The 17,506-nt window shown below is 33.9% G+C and carries 10 protein-coding genes; 5 read left to right on the top strand and 5 right to left on the bottom strand.

Annotated elements, in window-relative coordinates; all coding sequences use genetic code 11:
* The first annotated feature begins 72 nt into the window (after window positions 1-72).
* Window positions 73-1,839, top strand: coding sequence for a 1-deoxy-D-xylulose-5-phosphate synthase (dxs, locus tag ACVCZW_RS16880; protein ID WP_452230863.1), 1,767 nt, complete (start codon window positions 73-75; stop codon window positions 1,837-1,839).
* Here the strand turns inward: dxs and ACVCZW_RS16875 are convergent.
* The 3 genes from ACVCZW_RS16875 to ACVCZW_RS16865 form a co-directional block, all read right to left on the bottom strand.
* Window positions 1,836-1,964, bottom strand: coding sequence for a hypothetical protein (locus tag ACVCZW_RS16875; protein ID WP_452230862.1), 129 nt, complete (start codon window positions 1,962-1,964; stop codon window positions 1,836-1,838). The two genes, dxs and ACVCZW_RS16875, sit on opposite strands and share 4 nt — an antisense overlap.
* A gap of 227 nt (window positions 1,965-2,191) precedes the next feature.
* Window positions 2,192-5,422 (bottom strand): PA domain-containing protein, encoded by a 3,231-nt coding sequence (locus ACVCZW_RS16870; RefSeq protein ID WP_452232977.1) that lies wholly within the window; start codon window positions 5,420-5,422, stop codon window positions 2,192-2,194.
* 59 nt (window positions 5,423-5,481) lie between these two features.
* Window positions 5,482-6,828: a deoxyguanosinetriphosphate triphosphohydrolase gene (locus ACVCZW_RS16865; RefSeq protein WP_452230860.1), complete on the bottom strand. Its 1,347-nt coding sequence runs from the start codon at window positions 6,826-6,828 to the stop codon at window positions 5,482-5,484.
* A gap of 178 nt (window positions 6,829-7,006) precedes the next feature.
* On the opposite strand from ACVCZW_RS16865, the gene ACVCZW_RS16860 reads away from it, so the two are divergent.
* Window positions 7,007-9,820: a TonB-dependent receptor domain-containing protein gene (locus tag ACVCZW_RS16860; RefSeq protein ID WP_452230859.1), complete on the top strand. Its 2,814-nt coding sequence runs from the start codon at window positions 7,007-7,009 to the stop codon at window positions 9,818-9,820.
* 44 nt (window positions 9,821-9,864) lie between these two features.
* Window positions 9,865-11,046: a multidrug transporter gene (locus ACVCZW_RS16855; RefSeq protein WP_452230858.1), complete on the top strand. Its 1,182-nt coding sequence runs from the start codon at window positions 9,865-9,867 to the stop codon at window positions 11,044-11,046.
* Between the two features lie 71 nt (window positions 11,047-11,117).
* Here ACVCZW_RS16855 and ACVCZW_RS16850 read toward each other — a convergent pair whose 3' ends face one another.
* The gene (locus ACVCZW_RS16850) at window positions 11,118-11,477 is read right to left on the bottom strand and encodes a toxin-antitoxin system YwqK family antitoxin (protein ID WP_452230857.1); all 360 of its coding nucleotides are present in this window, start codon (window positions 11,475-11,477) and stop codon (window positions 11,118-11,120) included.
* Window positions 11,478-11,853: 376 nt separating this feature from the next.
* On the opposite strand from ACVCZW_RS16850, the gene ACVCZW_RS16845 reads away from it, so the two are divergent.
* Complete coding sequence (locus ACVCZW_RS16845) at window positions 11,854-13,038, top strand: porin (RefSeq protein ID WP_452232976.1); 1,185 nt, start codon at window positions 11,854-11,856, stop codon at window positions 13,036-13,038.
* A 69-nt stretch (window positions 13,039-13,107) separates the two neighbouring features.
* Window positions 13,108-15,417, top strand: a complete 2,310-nt coding sequence (locus ACVCZW_RS16840; RefSeq protein ID WP_452230855.1) for an anion permease — start codon at window positions 13,108-13,110, stop codon at window positions 15,415-15,417.
* Window positions 15,418-15,711: 294 nt separating this feature from the next.
* Here ACVCZW_RS16840 and ACVCZW_RS16835 read toward each other — a convergent pair whose 3' ends face one another.
* Window positions 15,712-17,505: a ribonucleoside-diphosphate reductase subunit alpha gene (locus tag ACVCZW_RS16835; protein ID WP_452230854.1), complete on the bottom strand. Its 1,794-nt coding sequence runs from the start codon at window positions 17,503-17,505 to the stop codon at window positions 15,712-15,714.
* Between the last annotated feature and the right edge of the window lies 1 nt (window position 17,506).

Genomic DNA, 17,506 nt, shown 5'->3' with positions numbered 1-17,506 from the left:
TAATTACCGTAAAAGTACAATTTCAAATGATATTAGTATTAGTATCATTTTCAAATATTACATTTGTATTCCATGAATAAGATGCTAGACCATATAAATTACCCAAAAGATTTGCGCCTTTTAAAGCAAGAGCAATTACCTGTACTCGCTAAAGAATTACGGGACTTTATAATTCATATGGTTGCTACCAAAGAAGGGCATTTAGGTGCAAGCCTTGGTGTTGTAGAACTTACTATTGCTTTGCATTATGTATTTAACACTCCCGAAGACTTATTGGTTTGGGATGTTGGCCATCAAGCTTACGTACACAAATTACTAACGGGTAGAAAAAATGTTTTTGATACCAACAGACAACTTGGTGGCATTTCTGGTTTTCCAAAACGCGAAGAAAGCGAATATGATACTTTTGGTGTTGGTCATTCTTCCACATCTATTTCTGCAGCTTTAGGAATGGCTTTAGTTTCGCAATTAAAAGGAGATATAGACAAACAGCACATCGCTGTTATTGGCGACGCTTCTATTGCTAGCGGAATGGCTTTTGAAGGCTTAAATCACGCCGGAGTTACTAATGCGAACTTGTTAGTTATTTTAAACGATAACGCTATTGGCATCGACCCAAGCGTTGGTGCATTAAAGTTATATTTAACCAATGTTAAAAAAGGAACACAAAAGCAAGATAATATATTTGAAGCGTTAAATTTTAATTATTCCGGACCAATAGACGGTCATGATTTACCCGCATTAACTCTAGAACTAGAACGACTTAAAAAAGTAAAAGGTCCAAAATTCTTACACGTAATTACCACAAAAGGAAAAGGCTTAAAACAAGCAGAAGAAGACCAAGTAAAATACCACGCCCCCGGAAAATTTAATGCAGTAACCGGAGATTTATATGAAAAAATCGACCAAATACAACCTCCAAAATTTCAAGATGTTTTTGGACATACGATAGTAGAACTCGCTAGAAAAAACGAAAAAATAATGGGCATCACTCCTGCAATGCCCACAGGAAGTTCGTTAAAATTTATGATGCAAGAGTTTCCTGATCGCGCTTTAGATGTTGGTATAGCAGAACAACATGCAGTAACACTAGCTGCAGGAATGGCAACGCAAGGTTATATTCCCTTTTGCAATATCTATTCTACTTTTTTACAACGCGCTTATGATCAAGTAATACATGATGTCGCTTTGCAAAAACTACCTGTAGTATTCTGTTTAGATCGCGCAGGTTTGGTTGGTGAAGATGGTGCAACACATCATGGTGTTTTTGACTTGGCATATTTAAGATGTATACCAAACCTTATTATTTTTGCACCAAGAAACGAAATAGAGTTACGCAACATCCTATACACCGCGCAACAAGGTTTAGATTTACCTATTGCGATTCGTTATCCCAGAGGAAGAGGCCAAATACTAGATTGGAAACAACCCTTTTCTGAAATCGAGATCGGTAAAAGCATTTGTTTAAAAGAAGGAAAAGATATAGCGCTTTTAAGCGTAGGCACCATGGCAACTAATGCAAAAGAAGCCATTAACTTAGTGGATAAGGAAATGGATGTTGCACATTACGATATGCGTTTTATTAAACCTATAGACGAAGCTCAATTACATACCATATGTAATACCTATAAAAATATTATAACCATAGAAGATGGCGCCGTAAAAGGAGGTTTTGGAAGTGCCGTTTTAGAATTTGCAGCAAAAAACAACTACAAAAATAATATAACGGTATTAGGAATTCCAGATATATTTATGGAACAAGGAAACACAATAGAACTACAAAGTTTAGCAGCATTAAACGCGGAAAGTATAGCCGACAAAATAAAAGCGACACGTTAATCTGTAACGTAGTATTGATCATTTTCTACATCTGAAGCATTCGCACTGGAAACTTCATTAATAACCAATAAACATGCAAAAGTCACAAAAAATATGACTATTGCTCCTAGTAGGTTTTTTCTCATGATATAATTTTTAGTATTGTTCCAAGAAACAATTTTATTAAATATCTCTGTAATAGAATAGTAAACTTAATAAAAATATCGATTAAATACAATTTTTACCCGCAAAATACCTGTTTACACATTGTTTGAATAGAAAAAGTAAGGTTATGACTACCTTAATAAAAGTTTATTATACAAAAAATGCCACTTAAAAAGTGGCATTTTTTTATTTAATAATGTGTCTATTATTATTTCTTAATAACTAATTTTTCTGAATGAGTGAAATTAGCACCTTGAATTTTCAATACATACATTCCTGTAGCTAGATTATTAGCTTCAATTGTAGACTGTTGGTTTAAAGATAACTCAGATGAGAATACTTTTCTACCATTCATATCAAATATAGTAGCTAAAGCTTTACCATAATCTTGAGATACTTTAATATTTATAGTACCGTTTGAAGGGTTAGGATAAATACTAAATGCATTCGCTGTATTTTCGTCAATACTTAAAGCATCTGGAGTAAATTGTCCAGAGAAAATACCACGACCATGTGTTGCAGCAAAGACCATATTATCATCTCTTAAATCAAGATCTAATACTTTCACATCACTCATACCGTTAAAAGCCTGAGTCCATGTAGGTGATGTACTAGAAAAATTGCTAGTATACCAAACACCCAATTCTGTACCAATAAGTACTTCTTCTAAATTTAAAGGATTCTGTAAAATTGCTTTAACTGGTAAATCTGGTAAGTTACCATCTTTTTCCTCCCAAGTAGTACCAGCATCTCCTGAATACCAAACATTGTTCACACCATAATTATGTACAGTAACAAACATTTCATCTTCCGACTGTCCGAATTCTACATCCGAAATACTACCAACTATTCTTCTTTGGTCTAAATTTGTCCAAGTAGGTGTAGCTGTATTTGCATTTTCAATTAAAAGAACATCCCCTAAAAGAGTACCCACTAACAACTTAGATGATGTTGAAGTATAAGGCGAAACAGTAAACGCTGTAGGTCTTGTAGTCAACTTATCTGCATCCGTTAAATCAAAACTAGTTAAAGTTCCTTGAGATTTAATACCAGAATACCTTTTAATAATCATATCTGTATCAGAATAATTAGAATATAAAATATCTAAATTAGAATCTAATGCTTGTGGATTAATAAATGAACCATTACTAGCCGTTTCATTATTAATAGTAACATTTGGGCCGTCAAAATTATAAAGATTCACACCACTATTATAAACATAGTTTCTAATGAAGTATCTATCTGTTCCTTCTTGATCAAAAAACGTGTATCCTCCATCACCTCCATAAGCCTCTGTTGCACTATCTGTTCCAGTTGGATCCGCGTTTTGAAAAAGTTGTGTACCATTATCTTGTAAACCACCTGCAAAATAATCTCCTGATGGGAAAGCCTCCGTTGGCCCAACTCCTACCGTATAAAATTGCGATGTTACAAAACCATTATTTCTATCCTGAATAGTTGTACCACCATCTGCAGAGTAATACACACCACCATCATTTCCAAATAAAACTTTATTAGAATCACCAGGTGCAAAAACTGCTGCATGTTGATCTGCGTGCACTTCTTGTTTACCAAAACCACCATACCAATGCGAAATTTGAGTCCATGCTGCTGTTGCTGTAGCACCACTTACTGCATTAGTACTTTTAAATAAATCTATTCCTCCTGCATATAAAATATTATCATTGTTAGGATCGATAGTTAACATTAAATCATAAAACGCTTGTCCTCTTGTAAAATCCGTTGCTGCAATGTCTGGATCTGCATCACTAGGCACTTTTTTAGTTTGCGTTAAAAATGAAAGACTAAAACCATTTGGTGAATATTTAATAGATACTCCTCCAGCAGCTAGCTCTGTTAAAACATATATCTTACCTGCATTTTGTTTAGAGGCAGCTATTTGCGTTCTTAGACCGTCTGCAAGGGTATATACTAGACTAAAAGTAGCACCATTATTTGTAGAAGAAAATACGCTTCCTCCGCCATCTCCATATAAAGAACTTGCAGTTGAAGACATAAATATCGTTCCTGCAGCATCATAGTCTAAATCATTAGGCTCATATTTATTTCCATCTGCAGTTAAAGGTAAATCTATTTCTGCCCAGTTTGCACCAGCATCTGAAGATTTATATAACCCATACGTTTCTCCACCCACAGTTGTTCCTGCATTAGATGAACTGTATACCGCTTCACCTGCTGCTACATAAATATCTGAAGTACCAGCATTATCAACAACAATAATATCATTAATATGCTGTATTCCAGGAACTACCGTTGCTGTAAAAGTTCCTGAAGCAGGAGTTAAAGAAACACTTAATGTACCTGCAATTACGGCACCCTCTAATAGATCTCCATTTTCTTTAGAAATCATTACGGAAGGGATTGTAATTGTAGCATCTGTACCTCCCATTGGGATAGGTTCTCCAGAAACATTATTCATCATAATAGCAGCTATTGCTCCAGCATCTTGTGCTGCTTTTACTTTTTGAACAAAAGAACAGTTACCTCGACGAATTAAAGCAATCTTACCTGTCATATCTAAAGTAGATGGTCCACAACCTTCTGTAGTTTCTGTTGAAACTGTATTGTCAGGATTTGTAAAAGGAACTGTACTATTTGATAAAATAGCATCTGCCGTTATTACAGCATCAATTACTGGCCCAAAATTAGTAGTTGGAAAAGATTGATAATCTCCAGCAATACTTCCTGGTGCGTTTACCGTAATACTAGAAGCAGAAACAAAATAGCTATCTCCAGTGCTACCACCAAATATTTGAGCCCAAGTAGTTCCTCCATCTGTAGATTGCCAAACACCATCTCCGTTTACCGCACCATCCGTATGACCTACATAAGATTCTCCTGTACCGACATATATAATCTGAGGATTAATTGGATCTGCTTTAATCACAGAAACTGTTAAATTTTCTGGAATATCTAATCTTTCCCATACAGTACTTGCACTAGATATATTAGAGTTTTTCCATAAACCTCCACTTACACCTCCAGCAAACACAGTATTGTTAGATGCATCATTTGGATCAAACATAAGACCTCTTGTTCTACCACCTACATTATTAGGTCCACGAGAAATCCAACCGTTATCCATTGCATCACCAGGAACTCTTTGTGCAGAAAAATCATTTCTTCTTTGTTCTATAAGTTCTTTTTGTAATTGCGCAACTTTTTCTGGAGTTGGTCTTCCCAACTCTGGATTCATAGTTAACTCCCACATTTCCTCATTGTACTTATTAGGAGTTAATCTGTGTTCTTTTCTTTCCTTCTTACTTAACTTAAGCTGTTCTGTAAAAGGGCTTTTTGCTAAATTTTCAGCATGTAATTCTTTTAATTTCGCCGTGTCTTTTTTTGATTCTTGATTCGAATTACATCCAACCAAAACGAAAACAAAAAAAACACTTAATAAATAGGTAATCTTTTTCATAGTTTATTTTTTATAGTAGAGTAGCAAATATAACAAAACTAGAGAGATATAAAAAAATCTTATATGTTAAAGGTTAAACCCTTGATTTTCTTATATCCCATAATGGCTTTGCTATCGGAAAGCAGGGAAACATAGTTACAAACACTCAACAATCTCAAGTATAAATTGTCTTCCATTATATTAATTGTCTTAGGCAGCCTTTTAAGCACCAGTTTATCGTAATTCGTTGGCGTTTCATTATAATTATTATTAATCGCCTTAGTATAAACACTTAATAATGTATTTAAAACTTGGTAACCTGAAATCTCTTTATCTATGACTTCTTTAGATTGGTATACATTATCGACACTTATTTTAATAATATCATTTATTTGTGCTTCGTATTTACTTTTATCTAACAAAGCGATCTTAAATTCATCTTTTAATATCGCTTCTTCATTAGCAATAAAAATAGCTACAGCTTCATTAATAAGCGTATTAATTGCCAAGGCTCTTAAATAACTAACTCTATCTTGCGTATTACTTAGTTGGTGATATTTTTTGGTATTTATGGTTTCTCTAACCAAATTAATTAAATACTCTAAAGCGTACTCTTCTTGAATTAAGCCTAAATTTATTCCATCTTCAAAATCAATAATAGTATAACAAATATCATCTGCTGCTTCCACTAAAAAAGCTAATGGATGACGTGAAAAACTAACATCTGTTTTACTTCTACTAATTAAGCCAAGCTCATTTGCTACATCTAAAAACGCTTCTTTTTCACTTTGAAAAAAGCCATACTTTTTATCTGCAATATGCTTCGTTGGTTTTTTAGGTAGTGACTCTTTGGGGTATTTCATAAAAGCACCAAGCGTTGCATAACTTAAACGCAAACCTCCTTGACGACCTTCTCTATTTTCGGTAACTATTTTAAAACCGTTTGCATTTCCTTCAAAATCACATAAATCTTGATATTCTTTTGCCGAAAGCTGTTCCTTATATTGTTTACCTTCTCCTGTTTTAAAAAACTCTCCAATAGCTTTCTCTCCAGAATGTCCAAATGGCGGATTCCCTATATCATGCGCAAGTGCTGCAGATGCCACTATAGCACCAAAGTCATTTGCTTGGTAGCCATGAATATTCTGTAAATGCGGATATTTTTCTAGCAACCTCTTCCCTACTTGCCTACCTAAAGACCTCGCTACTACACTAACCTCTAAACTATGTGTTAAGCGTGTGTGCACAAAATCGGTTTGCGACAGTGGTATTACCTGTGTTTTATCCTGAAGACTTCTAAACTCTGAAGAAAATATTACCCGATCGTAATCCACTTCAAAGCCCAAACGTGTTTCATCTTGTTCTTTTCTTAACCTTTTATTAGTGTCGCCAAAGCGCTTTAAAGAGAGTAATTGTTCCCAGTTCATCTTATATATTTATTCTTTTGCAAGATACATTTTTAGTGTTAAGAAATTATTTCCAAATAAAAATAATATGCAAATCGCATAACATTAAGCTAACTGTTTTATTACGCTTGTTTAACCTGTGGTTAACACGAACTTTACATAGTTGGAGTTTCTTTGCCTCAAGAAATTAAAACAAGTAATGAGAAAATTTTTATTAGCATTAGCACTATTTACTTCTTTAGCAACCTTTGCACAATCTACAGGCTCTTTAGTAGGAAAATTAATAGATAAGGAATATAGCAATGAGCCTCTTCCTTTTGCAAACGTAATCATTAAAGGTACATCTACAGGAACAACGTCTGACATGGATGGTCTTTATGCTTTAAATGATTTAGCAACTGGAAGCTACACCATTGTTTACAGTTTTGTTGGTTACGAAACACAGGAGATAGCAGTAGAAATTATTGCAGGTAAAGTTACTAACGTAGATGTAACTATGGGAGCAAGCGCTGCTTCTTTAGATGAAGTTGTAATAACAACTACTACAAAAAGGGAAAGCGAGACCGCCTTATTACTAGAACAAAAAAAGGCCGTAGAAATTAAACAAAGTATTGGAGCCGAAGAACTTTCTAGAAAAGGAGTTAGCAATGCTGCTGGCGCTGTAGCAAAAATTTCTGGAGTTTCTAAACAAGAAGGATCTAGTAATGTTTACGTTCGTGGTTTAGGAGATCGATATTTAAACACCACAATGAATGGTTTATCCCTTCCGTCTAACGATGTGAATAAAAAGAATATCGATTTGAATCTTTTTTCTTCAGACGTTATAGAAAACGTATCTATTAGTAAAGCGTATTCCTCTAAATACTACGGAGACTTTTCTGCTGGTAATGTCGATATTAGTTCGAAAGACTATAAAGGAAACGGTTTCTTTGATGCTTATGTTACTACCGGATTTAATACCAATGCAATCGATAAAGATTTTGTAAGAAGTGAAGGAACTGGTTATTTTGGATACTATGGAAGATATGACCATAATCCTTTCGCTGTAGTTTTATCGCATGGTGTGGATCCTGAAAATGCTGGTACACCAATGAATATTGGTTATGGTGCTTCCGCAGGAAAGTCTTTCACTTTTAAAAACGACTCTAGATTAAGTGTTTTTGCCACGGCTTCTTTTGAAAACGCTTACGAATACAGAAAAGGATCTGCTGTAGATTACACTTTAACAGAAAAGAAAGCTTTTATAGATAATGCCGAAGAATACGAATATGGTACTACTACCACCGCAATGGCATCTATTAATTACAAAATAGATAGCGACAATAGCATTAAATACAATTCTCTATTTATAAACAACTCTTCTGACAAAGTTGGCTATTTTGGTATTGACGGAAAAGGTAGAAGTCGGGACGCTATTTTAAATACAGACGAAGGTTTTTACCAAATGAATGTACAGTTTGACCAAACACAAATGTATGTGAACCAACTATTAGGAGAACATACTTCTGGGAAATTCGATGTAGATTGGGGATTTGGTTACAACTACGTATTCTCTAAACAACCGGACAGAAAACGTGTAAGTGTAGAAAACTATCATTTAGCATTAGATAATGATATTAATACAAACCCTGCTTTTTATAGTAATGTGGTTTTTGATAACCAACGTTATTTTCAAAATATTGAAGATAATGAATACAACGGAAGAATCAACCTTGCATACAATGCCAATGACAATGTAAAAATTAATATTGGTTATAACGGAAGAAGCAAAGAAAGAACGTTCAACAACATTCGTTACGGATATGACATTTTAGACTCTGGTTATGGTATTACCGATGTCAATAATTTGGATGGTGTATTCACGCTAGACAACTTAAACATCAACGATGGCGATAATGGTATTTACGAAATACAGGTAATTAACCCAATTCCAACGGTATCTAATGTAAACAGACCAGGATTATATGAAAACACATACACCGGAAACCTTAATGTTTATGCTGGTTATGTAGATGCTGAAATTAAATCTGGCGAAAAATGGCTATTTGTTCCTGGTGTACGTTTAGAGTCTTTTGAACAAAAAATAGCGTTTAATGTTATTAACTTAGGGAACTTAGGAGATAGCGAAATAACCTCTAAAGAAACCTTTGTACTTCCTACGCTAAATGTAAAATATGCATTAACAGAAGATGCAAACCTTCGTTTTTCTGCTAGTCAGACCGTTTCTATTCCTGAATTTAAAGAAGTTGCTCCTTTTGTTTACGAAGATATTTCTACTAGAATTGGTGGTAATCCAGATTTATTAGACAAAGGATATTCAAAAATCTTAAATATCGATTTAAAATACGAATGGTTTTTCAGCAAAAACGAAATATTATCTGTAGCTGCTTTCACCAAAGAAATTAAAGACCCTGTAAACTTAGTTGTTGGTGCAGATGCAACTGGTACACAACGTTATTTTAGAACTGGAGACAAAGCAAATGTATATGGTTTAGAAGTAGAAATAAGAAAAAACCTGATTACAGATCAAGACGAAGAAACCAAACTTTCTGCTGGATTTAATGCAACGTACATGCACACCACACAAGATTTATATAGCTCTATTGATGGTGCGTTCTACGATGTTAGCTTTCAAGAAAGCAAAGAAGAACTACAAGGAGCTTCCCCATTAATACTGAATGCAGATATTAATTATTCTCCAACTTTTGGAAACTACAAACCAACAGCAAACTTAGTATTCTCTTATTTCTCAAATAGAATAGATGCTTTAGGCTCTGGACAATTAGGAAATGTTATTGAAAAAGGCGTTCCAACTTTAGACTTCATCTGGAAAAACAAAATAAATGACAAGCTGGAAATTAACCTAAGTGCCAAAAATCTTTTAAATGCAAACATCGATTATTACAGAGAAACAACATTAGGTAATATTTCTGTAAACTCTGCAAATGGTAAAGGCGTAACAGACTACCAAAGAGGAATGGATCTTGGGTTACAACTTAAATATAAATTTTAAACACAACTATAAAAATAAATACCAATTTAATTAAACTTGAAACAATGAAAAATTATTTTATTTTAGGATTAGCAATTATAACAGTGCTTTTCTCTTGTACTACAGATGATACTTCAGATATCGTAATCAATGACAATAGTACCGTAAACAACAATTCTGGTGGTGAAACACCAAATGATGATTGCATCTTCCTCTCTGGAACGTATGTAGAAGATTTAACTTTAGACGCAAACAACTGTTATAAAGTAAACGGTTCTTTAATCATGGCAGAAGGAACTACATTAACTATTCCTGCAGGAATGACATTAGAAGCTTTAGCTGCTGGAGCAAACGTATACATTGCTATTTCTCAAGGAGCTCAAATTATTGCTAATGGAACTGCAGATAGCCCAATAGTATTAACATCGGATGCTTCTTCTCCAAGTGCTGGAGATTGGGGAGGATTAATTCTTTTAGGAAAAGCGCCTATCAACTCGGTAACTGGAACTTCTACTTCTACTTCAGAGATTGCTAGTTTACCATTTGGTGGAACAGATGCTACAGATAATTCTGGAAGCTTACGTTATGTTCGTGTAGAATATTCTGGTGGTGCTGCAGATGGCCAATCTGAAAATAACGGATTCTCTTTCTACGGTGTTGGTAGTGGTACTTCTGTAGAATACATTCAAGCTTTTGAAGGGAAAGATGATGGTATCGAATTTTTTGGAGGAACCGTAAACGCTAGTTATGTTTCTGTTGTTAATGCACAAGATGATTCTATTGACTGGACAGAAGGATATACAGGTACTATTACAAATGCATATGTGAAACATGGAGCAGATCACGATAAAGGTATTGAAGCAGATGGTTTTAACACAGACTTTAGTAATGCTGCTGGTTATTTTTCTAAACCTACAGTAACTAACTTAACGATAATAGGATTAGGTTCTGCAACTGGAAACGAAGCAATTCGTTTAAGAGCAGGAACACAAGGAATATTTAATAACGTTTTAATTCAAGGTTTTGAAGAAGGTTTTGATTTAGATGGAGATGGTGCAAATAGCCCAACAGGAGCTGGTGTTTCTAGTGGTGATTTAAGTGTTACAGATATCACTTTTATAGACGTTATACAAAACGTACAAAACGATACCGCTGTAATCTTTACAGATGCAGAATTTATTTCTGGTGAAGGTAACGGAACAGGAACAGATTATGCTTCTTGGGGAGCATCTTGGACAGTAGAGTAAATTTCAGAATTAGTCTAAACAAAAAAAGCATCCTATATTTAGGATGCTTTTTTATGTTTTCTTAAATGCTATTATTGTCGTGATGCAATAGACGTTTTATTTGTCCATTCACTCACATTTGCAATTGCATTGTTTGTATAATCTACTTCTTTTAAAGTTTTATCATTCCAATAAAACCACTTGCCGACTTTTTTCCCATTATCATAATTCGCCGAAACTGTTTTGTCGCCTTTCGTATCAAAACTTAACCATTCGCCTTGAAGTTTACCATCTGTTGTATAGAATCCTGTTTGACTCACTACGCCATTGTCATGATAGTACGTTACTTCAATTAAGCTGGTTTCCTCATTAAGTTTTAATGTTCTCTCTTGCTGTGCAAAAGAAACCACTGAAATCATTAAAGCTAAAAACAAAATAAATTGCTTCTTCATTATTATGGGTTTTAAATTGTTAATACCTCAAATATAGACATTAATTGACAATTAAGCAACCTTTACGTAACATTAAATTAACATTAAACTTGTAACTCATTGATAATTAGTATTTTGCTATTTTAATTTTAACATGTTTTATTAATAATTACTTAATATTGAGGTAATACTAACATGACGTTTAAAGTAGATATTTGCTTGTATTTTAAAATGCATTACAAGTATTTCATATAATCTATTAGTTTTTGTCGACTAAATTATCATGAATTCTATGGGCTGCTTTAGGCCAAAGCAGCCTTTTTGTTCTTCACATTTAACGATTTAGAAACATTAATTTAACTTTTATTTAAGTTCTTTGCAGTGACAAAAACTAATAATGAAACTAAATTTTACAGGTATTGTATTATTTATTTTTTCCATTACAGCAATGCAAGCGCAAGAAACGCCTTCTCCTAAATTTGGGAATGGTTTATTTAATCTTGTAGGAAAAGATAGTACGTTCACCATGAGGATTGGAGCTAGAATGCAATTTCTAGCCATCTCCAATTGGGAAGATGGAGAAGCCAATGAATCTACTTTTTTAGTACGTCGTGCTAGATTAAAGTTTGACGGCTTCGCTTTAACTCCTAAATTAAAATACAAACTAGAACTAGGTCTATCGAATAGAGATATTTCTGGAGCTTCCGAATACACCAGCAATGCACCCAGATATATTTTGGATGCCGTTATAAAATGGAATTTTCACCAAAACTTTGTGCTTTGGTTTGGACAAACAAAACTACCAGGTAATAGAGAACGTATTATCTCTTCCGCTAATCTGCAACAAGTAGATCGTTCATTATTAAATAGCAGATTTAATATTGATCGGGATCTAGGTATTCAATTAAGACATCACTTTAACCTTACAGACACCTTTATTATAAAAGAAGCACTTGCTATTTCACAAGGAGAAGGAAGAAATATTACCTCCGGAAATATTGGAGGTCATCAATATACTGGTCGTTTAGAATTTTTACCATTTGGAAACTTTACAAGTAAAGGAGATTATGTAGGAAGTGATTTAAAACGCGAACCAAACCCAAAATTAGCCGTAGCTGTTGCTTACGATTTTAACAACAACGCCGTAAAAACCAGAAGTAATCAAGGTGCTTACATGGTAAATGAAGAAGGTGTGTTTCATGAAACCAACATTTCTACTTTATATATAGATGCCATGTTTAAATACAAAGGCTTTTCGTTTATGGCAGAATATGCAGATAGAAATGCAGACGATGTATTATTCACCAATGAAGATGGCGATATCGATGCCGTACAAATTGGAAATGCTATCAACCTACAAGCTGGATATCTACTTAAGAAAGATTGGGAAGTTTCCGGAAGGTATACCAATATAGATTGGGATAAACTAACAGAAAATGCTAATCAGAGTCAATATACCGTTGGTGTTTCCAAATATATTGTAGGCCATAAATTAAAAGTACAAACAGACATTAGCCATTTAGAAGTCACCGATGGAAATAATGAATTTATGTACCGATTGCAATTTGATATTCATTTTTAAAACATAACAATTAGGTAACATCTTAATCAAGAAGACTAAAGATATTTGCAAACATTTTTAAATTAAATTATGGAAAATATATATTTATATATGATTATTGCTCTTGCTATTTTGGCGGTTGCCGATTTAGTGGTTGGAGTAAGTAATGATGCTGTAAACTTTTTAAACTCAGCAATCGGTTCTAAAGCGATTTCGTTTAAAACCGTCATGATTGTTGCTAGTTTAGGAGTTGCTGTTGGCGCAGTGTTTTCTAGTGGAATGATGGAAGTTGCTCGTAAAGGAATCTTTAATCCTGGAGAGTTTATGTTTAATGAAATCATGATTATTTTCATGGCAGTAATGATTACCGATATTCTACTTTTAGATTTCTTTAATACTATTGGTATGCCAACCTCCACTACGGTATCTATTGTATTTGAGTTATTAGGAGCTGCGGTTGCCATGGCTTTAATAAAAATTGGTCATGATGGTGGTAATTTTGACGATGTAGTAAACTATATAAACACCTCTAAAGCGTCTCAAATTATATTCGGAATTATCCTCTCGGTCGTCGTCGCATTTTCCATTGGAGCATTAGTACAGTGGTTTTCTAGACTACTATTATCTTATAATTTTGAAAAGAAAGCAAATTGGGTTGGCGCATTATTTGGTGGATTAGCACTGACTGCAATCACCTATTTCATTTTCATGAAAGGTTTAAAAGGAACTTCTTATGCAAACCAACCATTTGATCTTTTAGGTGGGGACACGATGAAAGACTTTTTAGAGCATCAAGTATTTTATATTATAGTTGTAAGTTCTATAATCTGGTCTTTATTAGCTCTTGCTGCCATTACCTTATTTAAAACAAACATTTATAAACTCATTATTATTGTAGGTACTTTTGCATTAGCGCTTGCTTTTGCAGGAAATGATTTAGTAAACTTTATTGGTGTACCAATAGCTGCATATAATGCATTTACAGAGTGGACTGCTTCTGGTTTAGCTGCAGATGCTTTTCCTATGGATGTGTTAGCAGAAAAAGTACCAACAAACAACTTGCTTCTTTTTATAGCAGGAATTATTATGGTATTAACCATCTGGTTTTCTACTAAAGCAAGAAATGTAGTTAAAACATCTTTAGATTTATCTAGCCAAAGTGCAACTAAAGAACGTTTTCAACCTAACTTTTTATCTCGTGGATTTGTAAGAGTAGCGATAGGAGTGTCTCAAATGTCTTCGTATATATTACCAGAAACATGGCAAGCAAAAATTGATAAACAATTTGAAGTTCCAGTAATCAAAATATCTAAAGACAAAGTACATGAATTACCTGCTTTCGATATGGTTCGTGCTGCTGTAAACTTAATGGTTGCTGCGGTATTAATATCTTTAGCAACATCCTACAAATTACCTCTTTCTACAACATACGTAACTTTTATGGTTGCTATGGGAACCTCTTTAGCAGATAGAGCTTGGGGAGCAGAAAGCGCGGTATATCGAGTAGCTGGTGTTATCAATGTCATTGGAGGTTGGTTCTTTACTGCCTTTAGTGCTTTTGTTGCTGCTGCTTTAGTTGCCTACCTACTAAACTTAAACCTACAAGTCATGTTTCCTTTATTATTGGTAGCTGCTTTTGGTTTATTATTAAGAAACTATATCGCACACAATAAAAAGAGTAAAGAAGAAAAAGCAGAAGACACTTTAACAAAAGCAGAAAGTAGTTCTGTGCAAGGTGTAATACACGAAAGTGCAAGTAATATTGCAAGTGTTGTAAAACGTGGAAATAGAATATATACCAATGCGGTTAAAGGGCTTGCAAAACAAGATTTAGCATTACTTAAAAAGAATAAAAAACAGGTTATTAAGCTTTCCGATGAAGTAGATGAACTTAGAGATAACATCTTCTATTTTATTAAAAACTTAGACGAATCTAGTATTGGAGCAAGTAACTTTTACATAAACATTTTAGGTTATTTACAAGATATGACACAGTCTTTAGAATACATTTCTAGAGTAAGTCATAAACACATTAATAACAATCATAAGAAACTTAAATTCAATCAAATTAAAGAATTGAAACAAGTAGATGATAAAGTAGAGGTTTTATTTAATGATATTAAAGATGCTTTCGATTCTGGTTCTTTTGAAAGAATTGGTGCTATTCTAAACGAGAAGACAGAAGTTTATGATTTAGTAAAACAAAAGATTCAAGCGCAAGTTGCTAGAACACGTACGGAAGAATCTAGTCCGAAAAACACAACATTGTACTTCGGATTGTTATTAGAAACAAAAGATCTACTGAACGCTACGATGAATTTATTAGAAGAATACCACGGCGCACATGATAGTAGTATAAAACCTGCTGTAATTGCTGAAGAAGACGTAGAAGAAGAATAGATTTCTGACAAACAATTCTTATATATTACAAAAAAAACCATCTCGATTGAGATGGTTTTTTTATTGGCACTATGCAGTTCCCATATTAAGAACATTCTTTTTACAACAAGAAAAAGGTGCGTCCCAACAATCTCCTTAGCAATTAGAATTGTAGAACACAATCCTAAACTTATATCTATCTATTTTTGGAGATCTACAATACCAACCAAAAATACTTATGCATTCTTTAATCAAACAAAAAAGCCACCTCATTTAGAGATGGCTTTTAATTAACACTTATATAAACAATACTAATTACCCTTCGCAACTAGCACATTCTTTCTTTTGCTTAAACTGTTGTGCTGCATTGATACTGTGTTGGTAGTACAACGATTTAACACCTAATTTCCAAGCAGTAACATATAGTTTATTTATCTCTTTTACCGGCATATCTGGATGCACCATGATATTTAAAGATTGTCCTTGATCTATATGATTCTGTCTGTTTGCCGCTTGATAAATAATGGTCATTTGGTCAATTTCGGAATAGGTTTTAAACACCTCTTTTTCATGATCTGTAAGTTCTTCTAAATGTTGTACAGAACCATCGTAATCACGAATACTTTTCCAAATCTCACTGGTATTCAATCCTTTTTCTTCTAAAAGATCCAATAAAAATGGATTTTTAATCGTGGTTTTAATTTTTGCAATATCTTTCACATATATGTTAGACCAAATTGGCTCGATACCTTGAGATACTTGTCCTAAAATAAACGCAGAAGATGTTGTTGGTGCAACAGCATTTAAGGTAGTATTACGTCTTCCGTAACCTTTTAATACTTCTGGCTCACCAAAAACTCTTGCTAATTCTTCCGAAGCACTTTTAGATTTATCGTTAATCGTTTTAAATATTTCACTATTTAAACTAAATGCTTCCGCACTATCAAAAGACAACATTTTAGATTGTAATAAAGAATGCCATCCTAAAGCACCTAGACCTAAAGCTCTGTTTTCTTTTGCAAAATTATACGCTTTCTCCATGAACATGAAGGTTTGTCTATCGTCTCTATTATCGGAATCTCTATATCCTTCTAGTTTCGAGATAAACTCTTCTAAAACAGCATCTAAAAAGTATACCATCGTTTCTACAGCATCGGTATCTTTCCACTTATCATAATGCAATAAGTTTATAGAAGAAAGTACACATACAAAAGACCATCTATCATTAGTTGGTAACATGATTTCTGTACACAAGTTACTTGCATAAATCTCATGGTTTTTATCTTTATAAACATCTGCAGCATTATTGTTTGCATTGTCTCTAAAGAAAATATATGGATATCCTATTTCACCTCTACGTTGTAATACTTTAGCCCAGATTGCTCTTTTATCTGCATCTCCATCAATCATTTCTTGCATCCATTCATCGCCAACCGTTACACCATGCGTTAATTCTTGAATTGGATTCCCTTCGGTACCAATCTCTAAAAACTCATGAATATCACTGTGATCTATTGGCAAATAAGGAGAAAAGCGACCTCTTCTTACCGAACCTTGACTTACCACATCTACCATTTTTTCAAAAAGTTGCATGATATGTACCGCTCCCGAAGATTCTCCGTTATTTTTTACAGGAGCACCACGATGACGTAGTTTACCAAAATAACCTGAAGTACCACCTCCTAATTTCGACATCATTCCTACTTCCGACTGTGTATATAGGATATCTCCCATATCATCATCTATATGCGAACCAAAGCAACTAATTGGTAAACCTCTTTTTTTACCAAAGTTAGACCAAACTGGAGAAGCTAATGAGTAATACCCTTCTGCCATATACCCATAGAACTTGTCTGCAAAGCCATCCATTTTTAGAATGTCTTCTGCTCTTTCAGCAATTTCTCTAATTCTTTCTTCTGGTGTTGTATCTCCTGTTAAGTACCCTGAAGATAAAAACTTACGACTATTTTCTGTTAACCATTTAATCTCTGGTTGTTTTGTGGCTTCTTTTCTGGCTTCTTTTCTAGCGTTAATTAATTCGTCATAATTGGAAGCTTTTGCCTCTTGGCTTACGTTTGCTTCGGTGTTCTGTTTTGTTTGGTTGCTCATC

Source organism: Lacinutrix sp. MEBiC02595 (assembly GCF_053601555.1).
Note: the sequence above shows the minus strand (reverse complement) of the source record. Positions and strands in the feature narration are given on the sequence as shown.

What these genes read in the sequence shown, in the direction of transcription:
- dxs (WP_452230863.1), top strand. Translation starts at nt 73, where the DNA reads ATGAATAAGATGCTAGACCATATAAATTACCCAAAAGATTTGCGCCTT.
- ACVCZW_RS16875 (WP_452230862.1), bottom strand. Translation starts at nt 1,964, where the DNA reads ATGAGAAAAAACCTACTAGGAGCAATAGTCATATTTTTTGTGACTTTT.
- ACVCZW_RS16870 (WP_452232977.1), bottom strand. Translation starts at nt 5,422, where the DNA reads ATGAAAAAGATTACCTATTTATTAAGTGTTTTTTTTGTTTTCGTTTTG.
- ACVCZW_RS16865 (WP_452230860.1), bottom strand. Translation starts at nt 6,828, where the DNA reads ATGAACTGGGAACAATTACTCTCTTTAAAGCGCTTTGGCGACACTAAT.
- ACVCZW_RS16860 (WP_452230859.1), top strand. Translation starts at nt 7,007, where the DNA reads ATGAGAAAATTTTTATTAGCATTAGCACTATTTACTTCTTTAGCAACC.
- ACVCZW_RS16855 (WP_452230858.1), top strand. Translation starts at nt 9,865, where the DNA reads ATGAAAAATTATTTTATTTTAGGATTAGCAATTATAACAGTGCTTTTC.
- ACVCZW_RS16850 (WP_452230857.1), bottom strand. Translation starts at nt 11,477, where the DNA reads ATGAAGAAGCAATTTATTTTGTTTTTAGCTTTAATGATTTCAGTGGTT.
- ACVCZW_RS16845 (WP_452232976.1), top strand. Translation starts at nt 11,854, where the DNA reads ATGAAACTAAATTTTACAGGTATTGTATTATTTATTTTTTCCATTACA.
- ACVCZW_RS16840 (WP_452230855.1), top strand. Translation starts at nt 13,108, where the DNA reads ATGGAAAATATATATTTATATATGATTATTGCTCTTGCTATTTTGGCG.
- ACVCZW_RS16835 (WP_452230854.1), bottom strand. Translation starts at nt 17,505, where the DNA reads ATGAGCAACCAAACAAAACAGAACACCGAAGCAAACGTAAGCCAAGAG.